Origin of the sequence: Salipiger mangrovisoli, assembly GCF_015223355.1 — a bacterium.
GTDB classification, from domain to species: Bacteria; Pseudomonadota; Alphaproteobacteria; order Rhodobacterales; family Rhodobacteraceae; genus Salipiger; species Salipiger mangrovisoli.
Map to the genome: position 1 here is coordinate 170,773 of NZ_JADFFK010000009.1, position 15,177 is coordinate 185,949.

Below are 15,177 nucleotides of genomic sequence, written 5' to 3' on the forward strand. Positions count from 1 at the left end.
GCTCAGGTCAGGAGCGGATCAGAAGATGCTCTTGAACTCGTCGATGTTGCTGGCGTCGTAGATGAAGGGATCTGCCATCGCCCCCTCGTTGTTGTCGTCGAGGGTCAGCTTGCCCATCCGGCCCATGGGGATCTCGGCGCCCGGGGCGGCCTCGGCGGCGCCGGTGGCCAGTTCGTAGGCCAGATAGGTTGCCGAGTATCCCAGATCGATCGGGTTCCAGATCGCGAAGCTCTTCGACGCGCCGCTCTCGATCGCGCCGGCCATCTCGGACGGCAGGCCGAGCCCGGTCACGTTCACCTGCCCCACCTTGCCGGCATCCTCGACGGCGCGGGCGGCGGCGACGATGCCCACCGAGGTCGGCGCGATGATCGCGTCGAGATCGGGGTAGGTCTGCATCAGGCCCTGCGCCTCGCGGTAGGATTTGTCGGCAAGATCGTCGCCGTAGACCGTACCCACCACCTTGATGCCCGGGTAGTTGCCCATCACCTTGTTCATCTCGTCGATCCAGGTGTTCTGGTTCGTCGAGGTGGTGGTGGCCGAAAGCACCGCGACTTCGCCGCCCTCGGGCAGGTTGTCGGCGGCCAGCTTGATGATCATGTTGCCGATGAGCGGGTTCGACGAGGGGTTGAGGTGCAGCTGACGGCCCTCGGGCGCGACGCCGCTGTCCCAGGAGATCACCGTGATGCCGCGCTGCATCGCCTTCTTCAGGGCGGGCACCAGCGCGTCGGTGTCATTGGCCGAGACGGCGATCGCATCGACGTTCTGCGCGATCAGCGCGTTGATCACCTCGATCTGGCCCTCGGCGGTGGTGTCGGTGGGGCCGGTGTAGATCACCTCGACATTGCCCAGCTCGGCGGCGGCCTCCTCGGCGCCCTTGGCGGCGGCCTCGAAGAAGCCGATGCCGAGCGCCTTGACCACCAGCGCGATGCGCACGTTGTCCTGCGCCTGCGCGGCGCCCCCGGCCAGCATCATCGCGGCCAGCGCGGTCCCTCCGAAAAGTCGTCTCGTAATGCCCATGGTATCCTCCCTGATTGATGAGCGTTCACGTATCGTGCCGGGCGGTCACCCTGCCCCGGCGGTTCTTGCCCGTCCGGTCTGCGCCACGATCAGCCGGATCTCGGCTGCCTCCAGCATCGAGGCGGTGCGGTCGGAAATCCCGTCATCGGTGATGACGATGTCGATGCGTTCGAGCGGGCAGAGCACGAGGCTCGAGCGGTTGTCGAACTTCGTGCTGTCGACCAGCACGACCAGCTCGTCGGCCTGGTCGATGAGCTTTTCCTCGGCCTGGATCAGCAGCGGGTCGGCTTCCATCAACCCGATCGGCCCGAGCGCGTAGGCACCCATGAACATGCGCTTGGCGTAATAGTGACGTGTCATGTCATTGGCGAAGGGCGACAGGATGATGTTCTGCTCGCGGTAGAGCGCGCCGCCGGGCAGCATCACCGTGTTCTTGGAATTCTTCAGCAGGTGCTCGGCGATCGGGAAACTGTTGGTCAGCACCTGCAGCCGGCGGTTGGCCAGCGGGTGGACCATCTGGAAAGTCGTCGTCCCGCCGTTGATGATGATCGCCTCGCCGTCGTCGCAAAGCGCCACGGCCTCGCGGGCGATGGCCTGCTTCTGGTCGATGTTGATCGACTGGTTCACCGCGAAGGGCCGCCCGGCCAGCCCCGGCAGCGGCGGCGGGGTCAGCGCCTCGGCGCCGCCGCGCACCCGGCGCAGCCGCTTGGCGCCATGCAGCGTGGCGATGTCGCGCCGGATCGTCGCCTCGGAGGTGCCGGTCAGCGCGACGAGTTCCGAGACCGTCACGATTGGCCGCTCCTGCACGGCGGAAAGAATGATCCTGTGGCGTTCCGTTTCGTGCATCTGGTCCTCCCGTTCGGTTCAGATTGGACGAATCCCCGATCAAGTCAATCATGTTTTTTCATCTTCAATCATGCTGCGCCGCCGCATGATTGGTTTTGATCGTTTCTGGTTGACAGATCGCGGGTCCAGCCGCAGCTTTCAGGGCGAGGAGGCGGCCAATCCGGACCGCGACTATGGAGGATCACCATGCTGACAAAGGCCAAGGACCGCCTGCAAAATCTGTGGGATAGCGGCAAGGCCGCGGGGATGAGCGAGCCCGAGAAGCTGCTCTACCGGTCCAACCTTCTGGGGTCGGACAAGCGAATCACCAATTACGGCGGCGGCAACACTTCGGCCAAGGTCATGGAGCGCGACCCGCTGACCGGCGAGCAGGCCGAGGTGCTCTGGGTCAAGGGCTCGGGCGGCGATGTCGGCTCGATGAAGCTCGACGGGTTTTCGACCCTCTACATGGACAAGCTGCGCGCGCTGAAGGGTGTCTACCGCGGGCTCGAGTTCGAGGACGAGATGGTCGGCTACCTGCCGCATTGCACCTTCAACCTGAACCCGCGCGCCGCCTCCATCGACACGCCGCTGCACGCCTATGTGCCGCGCGCGCATGTGGACCACATGCACGCCGACGCGATCATCGCCATTGCCGCTTCGAAGGATTCAAAGGCTCTGACTCAGGAGATTTTCGGAGATCGCATCGGCTGGCTGCCCTGGAAGCGCCCCGGCTACGAGCTGGGTCTCTGGCTCGAGACGTACTGCCTCGAGAACCCCGAGGCCGACGGCGTGGTTCTCGAAAGCCACGGGCTCTTCACCTGGGGCGACACGGCCGAGAGCTGCTATGCCACCACCATCGAGATCATCAACGAGGCCATCGCTTGGCTCGAAGCCAAGACCGAGGGCAAACCGGCCTTCGGCGGTGCCAAGCTGCAGAGCCTCGCTCCCGAGGCCCGGCGCGAGGTGGCTGCGGCGCTGATGCCGGCGATCCGCGGCATGGTCTCGGGCAACCAGCACATGGTTGGCCACTTCGACGATCAGGACGCGGTGCTGGATTTCGTCAACTCGAACGCGCTGGAGACCCTGGCGCCCATGGGCACCTCCTGCCCGGACCACTTCCTGCGCACGAAGATCGCGCCCCTGGTGGTGGATTTCGACCCTAACACACCGGATCTGGACGCGGTCCTGGCCAGCCTCCCGGCCCAGGTCCAGGCCTATCGCGACAGCTACGCCGCCTATTACGCGCGCTGCAAGCGGCCCGACTCCCCTGCCCTGCGCGACCCTAACGCGGTGGTTTATCTGGTGCCCGGCGTCGGCATGATCACCTTCGCCAAGGATAAGGCGACAGCGCGCATCTCGGGCGAATTCTACGTGAACGCGATCAACGTGATGCGCGGCGCCTCGGCAGTGAGCGACTACCAGGGGCTGCCCGAGCAGGAGGCTTTCGACATCGAGTACTGGCTGCTCGAAGAGGCCAAGCTGCAGCGCATGCCGAAACCGAAGTCCCTGGCGGGCCGTGTCGCCATGGTCACCGGCGGCGGCGGCGGCATCGGCGCGGCCACGGCCGAGCGCCTGTTGCGCGAGGGTGCCTGCGTGGTGCTGGCCGACATTGATCTTGCCGCGGCGGAGAAGGTCGAGAAGCAGCTTTCCAGTGTCTATTCTGCGGATGTTGTGCGGTCTGTCGCCGTCGACGTGACGCGCGAGGAGGCCGTTGCAAGAGCCTATGCAGAGACTGCGGTGGCCTATGGCGGGGTCGATATCCTGGTGTCGAACGCGGGCATTGCCTCCTCTGCGCCGGTCGAGGACACCTCGCTGGCGCTCTGGAGCCGCAACATGGACATCCTGTCCACAGGCTATTTCCTTGTCTCGCGCGACGCGTTCCGGCTTCTACGCAGACAAGGCATGGGCGGATCGATCGTTTTCATAGGGTCGAAAAACGGCCTCGCGGCCTCGCCCAATGCCTCGGCCTATTGCACCGCCAAGGCGTCGGAACTGCACCTCGCCCGCTGCCTGGCTCTGGAAGGCGCCGAGCTGGGCATCCGGGTCAACGTGGTGAACCCCGACGCGGTGCTGCGCGGCTCTCGCATCTGGGAGGGCGAATGGCTCGACCAGCGCGCCTCGACCTACGGCACCGACAAGGCCGGGCTGGAAGAGATGTACCGCAACCGCTCGATGCTGAAGCGGTCGGTGCTGCCCGAAGATATCGCCGAGGCCACCTACTTCCTGGCCTCCGACCTCTCGGCCAAGTCCACCGGCAACATCCTCAACGTCGATGCGGGCAACAAGGAAGCCTTCACGCGATAAGACCCTATTCCGGCGGCGTGAGAGCCTCATGCCGCCTTTTTCACACCGCCACGGAGAGGCGGCACGGGAGGATTTCATGATCGACAGCGATCTGATCGCGGCTGAGAACGCGGTGCGCACCGAGGCGCTCAAGTTTGACTACGAAATGCTGGGCACGCATTTGGCGCGGCGCGGCGTGGATATCGACACTATCAAGAAGAAAGTTGGCGCTTACGGCGTGGCCGTGCCGAGTTGGGGCGTCGGCACCGGCGGCACCCGCTTTGCCCGCTTTCCCGGCGGCGGAGAGCCGCGCGGCATCTTCGACAAGCTCGACGATTGCGGCGTGATCAACCAACTGACCGCGGCCACGCCGACGGTCTCGCTGCACATTCCCTGGGACAAGGAAGACCCCGCCGCTCTGCTGGAAAAGGCCGCCTCCCTGGGGCTGGGGTTCGACGCGATGAACTCGAACACGTTCCAGGACCAGCCGGGCCAGAAACTGAGCTACAAGTACGGCTCGCTGTCGCACACCGATCCAGCGGTGCGGGCGCAGGCCGTCGAGCACAATCTCGAATGCATCGAAATCGGCTCGAAACTGGGCTCCAAGGCTCTGACGGTCTGGATTGGTGACGGCTCGAACTTCCCCGGCCAGACCGACCTGACGGCGCAGTTCGAACGGTATCTCTCGGCGATGCAGGAGATCTACAAGGGTCTGCCCGGGGACTGGCGGTTGTTCAGCGAGCACAAGATGTTCGAACCCGCCTTTTATTCGACGGTCGTGCAGGATTGGGGCACGAACTACCTGATCGCCAAGGAGCTGGGCGAGCGCGCCTTCTGCCTCGTGGACCTCGGCCACCACGCGCCCAACACCAATATCGAGATGATCGTGGCGCGGCTGATCCAGTTCGGAAAGCTCGGCGGCTTCCATTTCAACGACAGCAAATACGGCGACGACGACCTCGACACCGGCAGTATCGACCCCTTCCGCCTGTTCCTGGTGTTCAACGAGTTGGTTGCCGCCGAGGGCAAGGCAGGCTTTGCCCCGGCACATATGCTCGACCAGTCGCACAACGTGACGGACCCGATCGAAAGCCTGATGTCCTCGGCCAACGAGGTGCGCCGGGCCTATGCGCAGGCGCTTCTGGTGGACCGCGCGGCGCTCAAGGGCTTCCAGGAAGAGAACGATGCCCTGATGTCCGCAGCGACGCTGAAGGCCGCCTATCGGGTCGACGTCGAACCGATCCTCGCGATGGCGCGGCTCGAGGCCGGGGCGGCCATCGATCCCGTCGCGACCTACCGGGCGTCGAAGTACCGCGCAAAGGTCTCGGCGGAGCGCCCCGAGGTCAGCGGCGCAGGCGGCGGGATCGTCTGATCCGCGCAAGATCCCACGCACGCAGAGAAATCCCCGTCCCGGCAGAGAAATCTGCCGGGATTTTTCGTTCCGAGTCATGGATTTAGCAGCGATTCGCTGAGGTTTTCGGGCGAAAATTACCCGATTCGCAGGGAAATTGCGCCGAATCACCCCGATTTTCCCGATTTTTGGACTCCCGAGGTTCCACCGAACGCGCTTGGCGCTGGGGCGGCGCTTCAATCGCGTCAGGCATGGAAACCGCGGGCCCAGTACGTTGAAGCGCCCTGCCTTCGCATCGCGCTCCAATGCCTCGTGCGACGCGCGCGGGATGCGCTCTGCACGCGCCTCCGCCTTCGCGTCAGGGCCACGTCGCCCCCCCCTTTCTGCACGGCGACTCTGGGTAACCCGTGGGTTACCCAGAGTCGCGCCCCAGACCAACGGCCCCCTGAGCTTTCGCACGGGCCGCGCGGCGCGCCCTCCGTCCGCAAGCGCGAAGCTCACACCCGAAGGCTGAAGCGCTGAGGTGGCTCGCCAGGCACCCAATCCTTGGCATCGCGGCCATCCATCCAACGGCCAAGCAAAAGGCCGGTAACCCATGGGTTACCGGCCTCACATGCCCTTTGTTTTCAGGCCGGGTTACCTTCCGCCGGCCCGTAACCCGCGGGTTACCCGTCGCGCAGCGCCGCCTCGAACGCCTCCACCGCGCGCTGCAGACGCTTGCGGTCCACCGAGGAGAAATCGATCTCGGAGAGGATACGGCACTCGCCCTTGCGCGCGGTGACTTTCGACAGTCCGACGTGGAACTCATACTTCACGCTGCGCTGGCGCGGCGTATCCTGCGCCTTGCTCTCGGCACGTTCCGCGGTCTGTACGAATTTCTTCAGGACCTCCGCCTGCTCCTCGACCGAATTCACGGTGGAGAGGATCGATCGCAGGGCCCCTGCCCGCTCTGGCGCGGCCTGAAGCTTGCGCGCCACGTCGACGCCGAGGTTGCGCGACACCGCCTTGGGATACGGCAGCGCCTCGCCCAGAAGCTCGAGCAGATAGACAAAGCTGCGGATGTAGGAGCGCTTCATCTTGTGCAGCGACGCGTAGATCCGGCCGACGAGCTCTTCCGCGCCCATTCCGTCGAGACCGGCATCCTGCGCCGCGGTGATCGCAACCTGTGCCATCTCGGCGAAGCTGAGGTCCTCGCGGATCACGTTCTCTTCGACCATGTCGATATAGAGGTCGATCCGCGTACCCGCTTCCTCCGCCACCCGCGCGATCGCCTTGCCGAAGCGCTCATCGCCGGTCTCGGTCAGCAACTGCTGCAACGCGGTGATCCGGCGCCAGCCCTTCTTCAGCTGGTAGCCGCTTTCGGTACGGTAAACCTCGATCGGCTCCTTCTGGCCGCGCTCGCGGATCGACGCCTTCAGTTCTTCCATCTCGTCCGAGGTGGCGACGCTGCTGAGGTCGAGACGGTCGCGCGGCAGATCGTCGGTGCGGATGTCGTCCAGCGGAATGGCGACGAGGACACGGCCCTCATCCTGCGCCTGGCGATAGGCCTTGGCGTCCGTGGCGTTCTGGCGGCGCTGCTCGACCAGGTTCTCGGTGCTCTCGGTCATGCTGCTGGCTGCCTCGCGCACCGCGGCCCCCATCGGACCCACGTCACGGCGACGCGGTTTCACCTCGGCGGTCTCGATCGGGCCGAAGCCGAACTTGTTCTTGCCGCTCATGCCTCAACCTCCTGCTTGGCGTTCTTGGCCTCCCAAGCGCGCAGCACCACCTCCTTGAACTCGTCATAGGCGGCATCGAAGCTCTGCCGTGCGCGCTTCCAGGTCTCGCGGGTCATCTGCCGGTAGTCCTGCTCGTAGACCGACTGCTGGAAGCGGCCCGACTGTTCGACCGCGCGGGTCATCTCGATGGCGTGCTTGCAGACGTCGGCGCCAAAGACATTGCGGAAGGCATCCATCATCGCGACGTGCAGCGGGTTGGACTGCTCGAAGCGGGTCATCAGCAGACGCACATCATCGAAGCGCTTGGGCAGCCGGATGCCGGCATCCTCGGCGACCTTGGCGAAGCCGTCCGAGATGTCCTCGAGCGCATCGCCGAGCTGACCGAGGAAGCTGGTGGTCGAGTCATACTCCCAGTAGCCGGGGCCCGAGGGGATATAGAGAATGTCCGCCGCGAAGGCCGCGTTCAGCGACTGGTAGCCGATGGCCGGCGGGCAGTCGAAGATGATGAGGTCGTATTGGTCCTCGGGCAGCTCGTCGAGGTAGCGCGACACGCAGCCGAAGAAGCTCCAGGCTTTATGCATGGCGCGGTACTGGGCCGAGGCGAACTCGACGAAGGCGGCGTTGGCGCAGGAGGGGATGATGTCGATGGTCGGCCAGGCGGTCTTCTGGATGAAGTCCTGGATGCGCTGCGCGCCGATCGACTGCACGTCCTCGGGCAGCTCGTCGGCGGTGGGGTAGGGGCAGTCGGCCGGGTCATCGTAGGCAGCGGCGATCCGGTCTGCCTCGCGGCATAGGTCGCGGCACATGATGCCCCAGACGGTGTTCCACTCCTTCACCTCGGTCAGACCCATGGAGTGGGTCATCGTCGCCTGCGGGTCGAAGTCGATCACCAGAACGCGGTAGCCGTCGAGCGCCGCGGCATTGGCCAGGTGCTGGGCCACGACGGTCTTGCCGACGCCGCCCTTGAAGTTGGAGACCGCCACGCGCATCGCGCGGCCGGTCGGACGATGCGGCAGCAGCGGCTTGCCGCGGAAGCGCAGCCGCCGGCGCAGCTCGTTGATCTCCTGCAGCGAGAACCAGCGCTGGCGCCCATCCTCCTCGACCATGCCCTGCGGCAGCGACGGATCATCCGCCAGCTTCTTGCGGAGCGTGTCCGCGGGCACGTCGAACATGAAGTGGCTGATCTCCCAGATGGAGAAGGGGCGCAGGATCTTTTCCTCGGCCGGGGAAAAGGTCGCGCGGCGCACCGCGGCCTGCTGCGCAAGGCTGCGTTCGTTCATCGATTGAAGGTCGGAATGGTCTCTCATGAGCCTGCTCGTGTTTTCTGCTACTGTGCTTTCAATAACGCGAATGACGGAAAGGGCAAAACCCCAAGTTCCGATTTCTCGCTTTTCTGCGCAGTTTTTCAGGATTACGCGATTTCTGCTGCGGGCCGGACACGAATTTCGTGACACACCTGGGGCCAAAACGGTGGATAAGGTGACAAACACCCCCTAAAATGGTGTCACCATGGTTGTCACCCATTACCAATGAACCGATTTTTTCCAAATAAATTTGGATTAGGGGACCGCTCCCGTATTTTTGTCCACATTGACAAACGACGGGAAAATCGAGCAGTCTCGAAGCCATCGGGGAATCGGCCAAAGAAGCCGGCCCTCAGCGAGCGGCAAAGCAGACGATCATGGACTTCAAACGATTTACGGGACCTCAGGCGGGTTCCCAGAAATACGACCTGTTGACGGCATTGGCCCTGGCCGGGCTGAACGGATCACCGGGATTCCAGACCTCGATGCTGCGGCTCGTGGCGCTGGTCACGGCCCGCTACAACTGGCGCACCGACGAGCTGACCGTTGGCCAGCGCGAGATGGCCCGGCTCTGGTCCGTCGACGAACGCACGGTGAAGCGCGAGATCAAGCGGTTGACCAAGACCGAGATCCTGTTGCAGCTGCGGCCCGGCGTCCGGGGCAGGGTGGCCGCCTACCGGCTCAATTTCGCAGAGGTTTTTCGGCTTTCCGCGCCGCATTGGGACAACGTCGGCCCCGATTTCACCGCCCGCATGGAGGTCCAGCAGCCGGCACCCGAGACCAGCGGCGAAAAGGTTGTCCGCGTCGATTTCGGGGCCCGCGCCGCCGAGCCTGCCTCGGCAGTGCAGGCAGACGCCGCAAGTGGCCCCTGGCCGCGCACACTGTCGCGCCTGGCGCAGAGCGATCCCGGCCTGCACCGCAGCTGGTTCTCCGGGCTGGCCTTCGACAGTTTCGAGCAGGGTCTTCTGATGCTGAAGGCACCCTCCGCCTTCGCCGCGCAATACGTGCTCACCCACCATCTGCGGCCGTTGCAGGGCATGGCGGCGCAGGAGTTCCCCGGCCTGCGGCGTATCGAGATCACCGGCTGAGTGCCTCTTTCTTCCAGGTCGCAATATCCCTTGGGGGTCGCCGCACTGTCGGTGACGGCGGCGGAGCCCCGCGTGTTTGGGCTGGGGCCCGTCCGCTGCGATGAGTCGCGCGAGCGGCGGGAAGCAGCGCCGTGTTATCTTGATAAAGGTCTGATTAAATTCATGCATTTTGACATGACGCCCCGTGTTCACAGGACGCTTTACAATAGTAATAAAGTAATACTTAATATCGCCAGGACCTGAGGAGAGGTCCATGGGAGGACATCATGAACATTCTTAAAGGCTTGCTCGCAAGCGCCGCTATCCTTGTGCCCGCCATTGCCATGGCCGAGGGCGAAACCGTCGGCTTCAGCCAGATCGGCTCGGAATCCGGGTGGCGCGCCGCCGAGACCACGGTCACCAAGCAACAGGCCGAGGAGCGCGGCATCACCCTCAAGTTTGCAGACGCGCAGCAGAAGCAGGAAAACCAGATCAAGGCGATCCGCGGCTTTGTCGCGCAGGGCGTCGATGCGATCCTGCTCGCGCCGGTGGTCGCAACCGGCTGGGAGGAAGTGCTGGAAGAGGCCAAGGATGCCGACATTCCGGTGATCCTGCTCGACCGCAACATCGACGCACCGGAAGATCTCTACATGACCGCGGTGACCTCAGACCAGGTGCACGAGGGCATGGTGGCCGGCAACTGGCTGAAAGAGGCCGTTGCGGGCGAGGATTGCTCCGTGGTCGAACTGCAGGGCACCACCGGCTCGTCGCCGGCGATCGCCCGCAAGAAGGGCTTCGAAGAGGCCATCGCGGACGCGCCGAACATCAAGATCACCCGCAGCCAGACCGGCGACTTCACCCGTGCGCAGGGCAAGGTGGTGATGGAGAGCTTCCTCAAGTCCGAGGGCGGCGCCAACATCTGCGCGCTCTATGCGCACAATGACGACATGGCGGTCGGCGCCATCCAGGCGATCAAGGAAGCGGGTCTGAAGCCCGGCGAGGACATCAAGATCGTGTCCATCGACTCGGTGCCCGACATCCACCTTGCGATGAAGGCGGGCGAGGCCAATGCGACGGTCGAACTGACGCCGAACATGGCCGGTCCGGCCTTCGACGTCCTGGCGGCCTACTGGAAGGACGGCACGATGCCGGCAAAATGGATCCAGACCGAGTCGAAGCTCTACACCAGCGACGACGACAACGCGGCCATTTACGAGAGCAAGAAGGATCTCGGATACTGACGCTGCGCGGCGGGGGCAGGGCCCCTGCCGAAGGCGCCTTCCGGCAGGGGCCGGGGGGCGCAAAGCCCTGTGGAGGGGGAAGGGAACGCGGGATGGCCATGCCAGAACCGGTGCTGCACGCGCGCGGCATCAGCAAATTCTTTCCGGGCGCCATCGCGCTCGACGACGTCGAACTGGCGCTCTATCCCGGCGAGGTGCACGCGCTTCTGGGTGAGAACGGCGCGGGAAAGTCCACGCTGATCAAGTGCCTGACCGGCGCCTACAGCCGCGACGGCGGCACCATCGCGCTATCGGGCGCCGAGATCGACCCGCGCGATCCGCTCGACAGCCAGGCGCTCGGCATCGGCACGGTCTACCAGGAGGTGAACCTGCTGCCCAACCTGACGGTGGCCGAGAACCTCTTTCTCGGTCGGCAGCCGATGCGCTGGGGGATGGTCGATCACCGACGGATGAAGCGCGAGGCGCGCGAGGTGCTGCGCGACTACGGGCTCGAGATCGACCCCGCCCGCCTGCTGTCGAGCTATTCCATTGCCATCCAGCAGATCGTCGCCATCGCCCGCGCCGTCGAGCTTTCCGGCAAGGTGCTGATCCTCGACGAGCCCACCGCAAGCCTCGACCACGACGAGGTGCAGCTGCTCTTTTCGGTGATCGAGCGGCTGAAGGGCAGGGGGCTCGCCATCGTCTTCATCACCCATTTCCTCGATCAGGTTTTCGCCATCTCGGACCGCGCGACGATCCTGCGCAACGGCCGCGTCGTGGGCACCCGGCGGCTCGCCGACGTCAGCCAGACCGAGATCGTCACGCTGATGCTCGGCCGCGCGCTCGAGGAGGCGACGCACCACCGTGCCCGCTCCGAACCGGGCGAGTTGCTGCTCTCTCTCAGGGGATACGGCAAGCGCGGCAGCATCGCGCCTTTCGACATGGACATCCGCGAGGGCGAGGTGATCGGCCTTGCCGGGCTGCTCGGATCGGGCCGCAGCGAGACCGCGAATGTCGTCTTCGGCGTGGTCGCGGCGGATCAGGGCAAGGCCGAGCTGCGCGGCAGGCCGCTGCGCATCGCCACCCCGCGCGAGGCAATCCGCAACCGCTTTGCGCTCTGCCCCGAGGACCGCAAGACCGACGGCATCGTCGGGGATCTGTCGGTACGCGAGAACATCATCCTGTCGCTGCAGGCCCGGCAGGGCTGGCACCGCCCCATTCCCCGCGCCAGAGCCGAGGAGATCGCCCAGCACTACGTGAAGGCGCTCGACATTCGCCTCGCCTCGCTCGACATGCCGATCCGGCTGCTGTCTGGGGGCAACCAGCAGAAGGCGCTGCTGGCGCGCTGGCTGGCGACCGAACCTGAACTTCTGATCCTCGACGAGCCGACGCGCGGCATCGACGTCGGCGCGCACGCCGAGATCATCGCACTGATCGAGGACCTGCGCGAGAAGGGCATGGCACTGATCGTCGCCTCGTCGGAGATGGAGGAGCTGGTGGCCTATTCCAGCCGCATCGTCGTGCTGCGCGACCGGCGGCAGGTGGGCGAACTGACCGGTCACGAGATCTCGACCAAGTCCATCGTCGAGGCCATCGCGGCGGAGGACGCGGCATGATGAAATCCACGCTGAAACGGGTGATGCCGCAGATCATCATCCTGGCGCTGGTGCTGGCGGCGAATGTCCTGGTGTTTCCCGGCTTCTTTCACATCGAATTCCAGCACGGGCGGCTGTTCGGCAACCTCATAGACGTGCTCAACCGGGGCGCGCCGACGGCGCTTCTGGCCACCGGAATGACGCTGGTCATCGCCACGCGCGGCATCGACCTTTCGGTCGGGGCGGTCATGGCGATCGCCGGGGCGGTGGCGGCCTCGGCGGTCACCGGCGGCGCACATTGGACGCTGGCGCTGCTGATGGCCCTGGCGGCGGGCGCGGCCTGCGGCCTGTGGAACGGGCTGCTGGTGGCGATCTTCCGCATCCAGCCCATCGTCGCCACGCTGGTGCTCATGGTCGCCGGGCGCGGCATCGCGCAGCTCTTGACCGAGGGCGCCATCCTCACCTTCAACGATCCCGGGCTGATCCGGCTCGGCGCGGGCACCATCGCCGCCGTGCCGACGCCGATCTGGCTGTGGATCGCCGTCGCCTGCCTCACCGGCTTCGTCATACGCCGCACCGCGCTTGGCCTGCTGATCGAGGCGGTGGGCGTCAACGAGACCTCCTCGCGCCTCGCCGGGATCAACTCGCGTGTGCTGCTCTGGGCGGTCTATCTTGTCTCCGGCCTCTGCGCCGCGCTGGCCGGGGTCATCGTCGCGGCCGACATCAAGGGCGCGGATGCCAACAATGCCGGGCTGTGGATGGAACTCGACGCCATCCTCGCCGTGGTCATCGGGGGCAATTCGCTGCTGGGCGGGCGCTTTTCGATCACGGCTTCGCTGCTCGGGGCGCTGATCATCCAGGGGGTGAACGCGCTGATCCTGCTGTCGGGCATGCCGGTGGAGTTCAACCTCGTCATCAAGGCGCTGATCATCATCGCCATCCTCGTCATCCAGAGCCCGCGCGTGCGCCACAGCCTCTACCTGCTGCGCGCCTCGACGGGTCCGGTGCTGCGAGACCGACCGGCCCGGACCGCCCCGCGGACCCGCCAAGAGGAGGGCCAGTCATGAGCCAGTCCACCAAGCTTCCGCTCTACATCACCCTCGCGACCTTCGTGCTGGCCTTCGTGCTCTGCGCCGCGCAGTACCCGGCGATGGCCTCGACGCGGGTTGTCGCCAACCTGCTGACCGACAATGCCTTCCTTGGCATCACCGCGGTCGGCATGACCTTCGTGATCCTGTCGGGCGGCATCGACCTCTCGGTCGGCTCGGTGATCGCCTTCACCGGGGTCTTCCTCGCGGTGATCCTGCGCGACACATCCATTCACCCGCTGGTCGCCTTCGCGCTGGTGCTGCTGATCACCACCGGGTTCGGTGCGGCCATGGGCGGGATCATCCATTACCTCGAGATGCCGCCCTTCATCGTCACGCTGGCGGGCATGTTCCTGATGCGCGGGCTGGCCTACGTGCTGTCGACCGAATCCGTGCCGATCACCCACGAGTTCTACGACTGGCTTCAGTCGCTCTACTGGAAGGCCCCCGGCGGCGGGCGCTTCCGCATCACCGGCGCGCTGATGTTGCTGACCTATGTGGCCGCGATGATCGTGCTGCACCGCACGCGCTTCGGCCAGAACGTCTATGCCATCGGCGGCTCGGCGCAGACGGCGCAGCTGATGGGGGTGCCGCGGGCGCGGACGACCATCGGCATCTACGCCGTCTCGGGCGGTCTGGCCGGGCTCGCGGGGATCGTCTACACGCTCTACACCTCGGCGGGCTACTCGCTGGCGACCGTCGGCGTGGAACTTGACGCGATCGCCGCGGTGGTCATCGGAGGCACGCTCCTGAGCGGTGGCAGCGGATTTGTCGCGGGCACTTTCTTTGGCATTCTGATCATGGGGCTGATACAGACATACATCGTCTTCGACGGCACGCTCTCGAGCTGGTGGACGAAGATCGTGATCGGGGGCCTGCTCTTCGCCTTCATCATGCTGCAAAAGGGACTGGGTTGGGCAACGACGGCGCGCATAAGGCTTCTGACCGCATCAGACGCGCGATCATGACATTGACGGCGGGCGGCGGGTTTTCGGACCGCGCCCAGAGCCACACCACCCACGTGGTGGACCAGCTGGGGCTGGCCATCGTCGCCGGGGAATACCCCGAGCGCGCGATGATCCCGCTCGACCCCGACCTCGAGGAAATGTTCGGCGTCTCGCGCACGGTCATCCGCGAGGCGAAGAAGACGCTCATCGCCAAGGGCATGCTGGCCTCGAAGGCGAAGGTCGGCACGCGGGTGCAGCCCTCGTCCGAGTGGAACATGTTCGACCCCGACGTGCTGCGCTGGCACTCCGAGCAGAAGACGCCGGGGCGTTTCGTGGCGGACCTGAACGAGATCCGGCTGATCATCGAGCCCTCGGCGGCGGCGCTGGTGGCCGAGCGGGCAGGTCCGGCCGAACATGCAAGGCTGGACGCAAGCTGCGATGCGCTGGCTCAGGCCACCAGCCGGACGGCCTTTGCCATGGCGGATCTCGAGTTCCACAAGCTTATCCTGCATCTCTCCGACAACCGTTTCCTGCAGTCGCTGGGCGATCTGGTGCAGGCGGCGCTCTACTCGCAGCTCATCGCCGAGGCCGAGGAAGCGCGCGAGCCGGGCGACCTTGCCCGCAGCGTGGAAAAGCACCGCGCCATCGTCGATGCGATCCGCGCCGGAATGCCCGACCGCGCCCGCGCCTGCATGGAAAAGGTGGTGATGGATGCCCCGGCTGGGGGCGTGCGCCGGGCGGGCTGAAATCAACCCGAGA

12 protein-coding genes are annotated in these 15,177 nt (G+C 65.4%); 8 read left to right on the top strand and 4 right to left on the bottom strand.

Annotation, left to right across the window (positions count from 1 at the left end; translation table 11 throughout):
* Nucleotides 1-18: 18 nt before the first annotated feature.
* Together rhaS and IQ782_RS13800 are read right to left on the bottom strand one after the other, a co-directional pair.
* Nucleotides 19-1,017, bottom strand: a complete 999-nt coding sequence (gene rhaS, locus IQ782_RS13795; protein WP_194135223.1) for a rhamnose ABC transporter substrate-binding protein — start codon at nt 1,015-1,017, stop codon at nt 19-21.
* A 45-nt stretch (nt 1,018-1,062) separates the two neighbouring features.
* Nucleotides 1,063-1,863 carry a DeoR/GlpR family DNA-binding transcription regulator gene (locus IQ782_RS13800; RefSeq protein WP_194135224.1) on the bottom strand — a complete coding sequence of 267 codons (801 nt, stop codon included), beginning with the start codon at nt 1,861-1,863 and terminating at the stop codon, nt 1,063-1,065.
* A gap of 186 nt (nt 1,864-2,049) precedes the next feature.
* On the opposite strand from IQ782_RS13800, the gene IQ782_RS13805 reads away from it, so the two are divergent.
* Nucleotides 2,050-4,149: a bifunctional rhamnulose-1-phosphate aldolase/short-chain dehydrogenase gene (locus IQ782_RS13805; protein ID WP_194135225.1), complete on the top strand. Its 2,100-nt coding sequence runs from the start codon at nt 2,050-2,052 to the stop codon at nt 4,147-4,149.
* 76 nt (nt 4,150-4,225) lie between these two features.
* On the top strand, nt 4,226-5,500 hold the full coding sequence (gene rhaI / locus IQ782_RS13810; protein ID WP_194135226.1) for an L-rhamnose catabolism isomerase: 1,275 nt from the start codon (nt 4,226-4,228) through the stop codon (nt 5,498-5,500).
* A gap of 644 nt (nt 5,501-6,144) precedes the next feature.
* Here the strand turns inward: rhaI and IQ782_RS13815 are convergent.
* Complete coding sequence (locus IQ782_RS13815; protein ID WP_194135227.1) at nt 6,145-7,197, bottom strand: ParB/RepB/Spo0J family partition protein; 1,053 nt, start codon at nt 7,195-7,197, stop codon at nt 6,145-6,147.
* Entirely contained in the window at nt 7,194-8,504 is a 1,311-nt protein-coding gene (locus tag IQ782_RS13820; RefSeq protein WP_194135228.1) for an AAA family ATPase, read from the bottom strand. Before IQ782_RS13820 ends, IQ782_RS13815 begins: the two co-directional genes overlap by 4 nt.
* 374 nt (nt 8,505-8,878) lie before the next feature.
* On the opposite strand from IQ782_RS13820, the gene IQ782_RS13825 reads away from it, so the two are divergent.
* The 6 genes from IQ782_RS13825 (at nt 8,879) to IQ782_RS13850 (ending at nt 15,164) form a co-directional block, all read left to right on the top strand.
* Nucleotides 8,879-9,589: a hypothetical protein gene (locus IQ782_RS13825; RefSeq protein WP_194135229.1), complete on the top strand. Its 711-nt coding sequence runs from the start codon at nt 8,879-8,881 to the stop codon at nt 9,587-9,589.
* A gap of 266 nt (nt 9,590-9,855) precedes the next feature.
* Complete coding sequence (gene ytfQ, locus IQ782_RS13830; RefSeq protein WP_194135230.1) at nt 9,856-10,809, top strand: galactofuranose ABC transporter, galactofuranose-binding protein YtfQ; 954 nt, start codon at nt 9,856-9,858, stop codon at nt 10,807-10,809.
* A 92-nt stretch (nt 10,810-10,901) separates the two neighbouring features.
* Nucleotides 10,902-12,404, top strand: coding sequence for a sugar ABC transporter ATP-binding protein (locus IQ782_RS13835; protein ID WP_240989285.1), 1,503 nt, complete (start codon nt 10,902-10,904; stop codon nt 12,402-12,404).
* The gene (locus IQ782_RS13840; protein WP_194135231.1) at nt 12,401-13,450 is read left to right on the top strand and encodes an ABC transporter permease; all 1,050 of its coding nucleotides are present in this window, start codon (nt 12,401-12,403) and stop codon (nt 13,448-13,450) included. The genes IQ782_RS13835 and IQ782_RS13840 overlap by 4 nt, the downstream gene beginning before the upstream one ends.
* Entirely contained in the window at nt 13,447-14,439 is a 993-nt protein-coding gene (yjfF, locus tag IQ782_RS13845; RefSeq protein ID WP_194135232.1) for a galactofuranose ABC transporter, permease protein YjfF, read from the top strand. The genes IQ782_RS13840 and yjfF overlap by 4 nt, the downstream gene beginning before the upstream one ends.
* A complete protein-coding gene (locus tag IQ782_RS13850) occupies nt 14,436-15,164 on the top strand; it encodes a FadR/GntR family transcriptional regulator (RefSeq protein ID WP_194135233.1) in 729 nt (242 codons plus the stop codon). Before yjfF ends, IQ782_RS13850 begins: the two co-directional genes overlap by 4 nt.
* Nucleotides 15,165-15,177: the final 13 nt, after the last annotated feature.

Bases quoted from the DNA above. Each gene is read 5' to 3' on its own strand.
- rhaS (WP_194135223.1), bottom strand. From the start codon at position 1,017: ATGGGCATTACGAGACGACTTTTCGGAGGGACCGCGCTGGCCGCGATG.
- IQ782_RS13800 (WP_194135224.1), bottom strand. From the start codon at position 1,863: ATGCACGAAACGGAACGCCACAGGATCATTCTTTCCGCCGTGCAGGAG.
- IQ782_RS13805 (WP_194135225.1), top strand. From the start codon at position 2,050: ATGCTGACAAAGGCCAAGGACCGCCTGCAAAATCTGTGGGATAGCGGC.
- rhaI (WP_194135226.1), top strand. From the start codon at position 4,226: ATGATCGACAGCGATCTGATCGCGGCTGAGAACGCGGTGCGCACCGAG.
- IQ782_RS13815 (WP_194135227.1), bottom strand. From the start codon at position 7,197: ATGAGCGGCAAGAACAAGTTCGGCTTCGGCCCGATCGAGACCGCCGAG.
- IQ782_RS13820 (WP_194135228.1), bottom strand. From the start codon at position 8,504: ATGAGAGACCATTCCGACCTTCAATCGATGAACGAACGCAGCCTTGCG.
- IQ782_RS13825 (WP_194135229.1), top strand. From the start codon at position 8,879: ATGGACTTCAAACGATTTACGGGACCTCAGGCGGGTTCCCAGAAATAC.
- ytfQ (WP_194135230.1), top strand. From the start codon at position 9,856: ATGAACATTCTTAAAGGCTTGCTCGCAAGCGCCGCTATCCTTGTGCCC.
- IQ782_RS13835 (WP_240989285.1), top strand. From the start codon at position 10,902: ATGGCCATGCCAGAACCGGTGCTGCACGCGCGCGGCATCAGCAAATTC.
- IQ782_RS13840 (WP_194135231.1), top strand. From the start codon at position 12,401: ATGATGAAATCCACGCTGAAACGGGTGATGCCGCAGATCATCATCCTG.
- yjfF (WP_194135232.1), top strand. From the start codon at position 13,447: ATGAGCCAGTCCACCAAGCTTCCGCTCTACATCACCCTCGCGACCTTC.
- IQ782_RS13850 (WP_194135233.1), top strand. From the start codon at position 14,436: ATGACATTGACGGCGGGCGGCGGGTTTTCGGACCGCGCCCAGAGCCAC.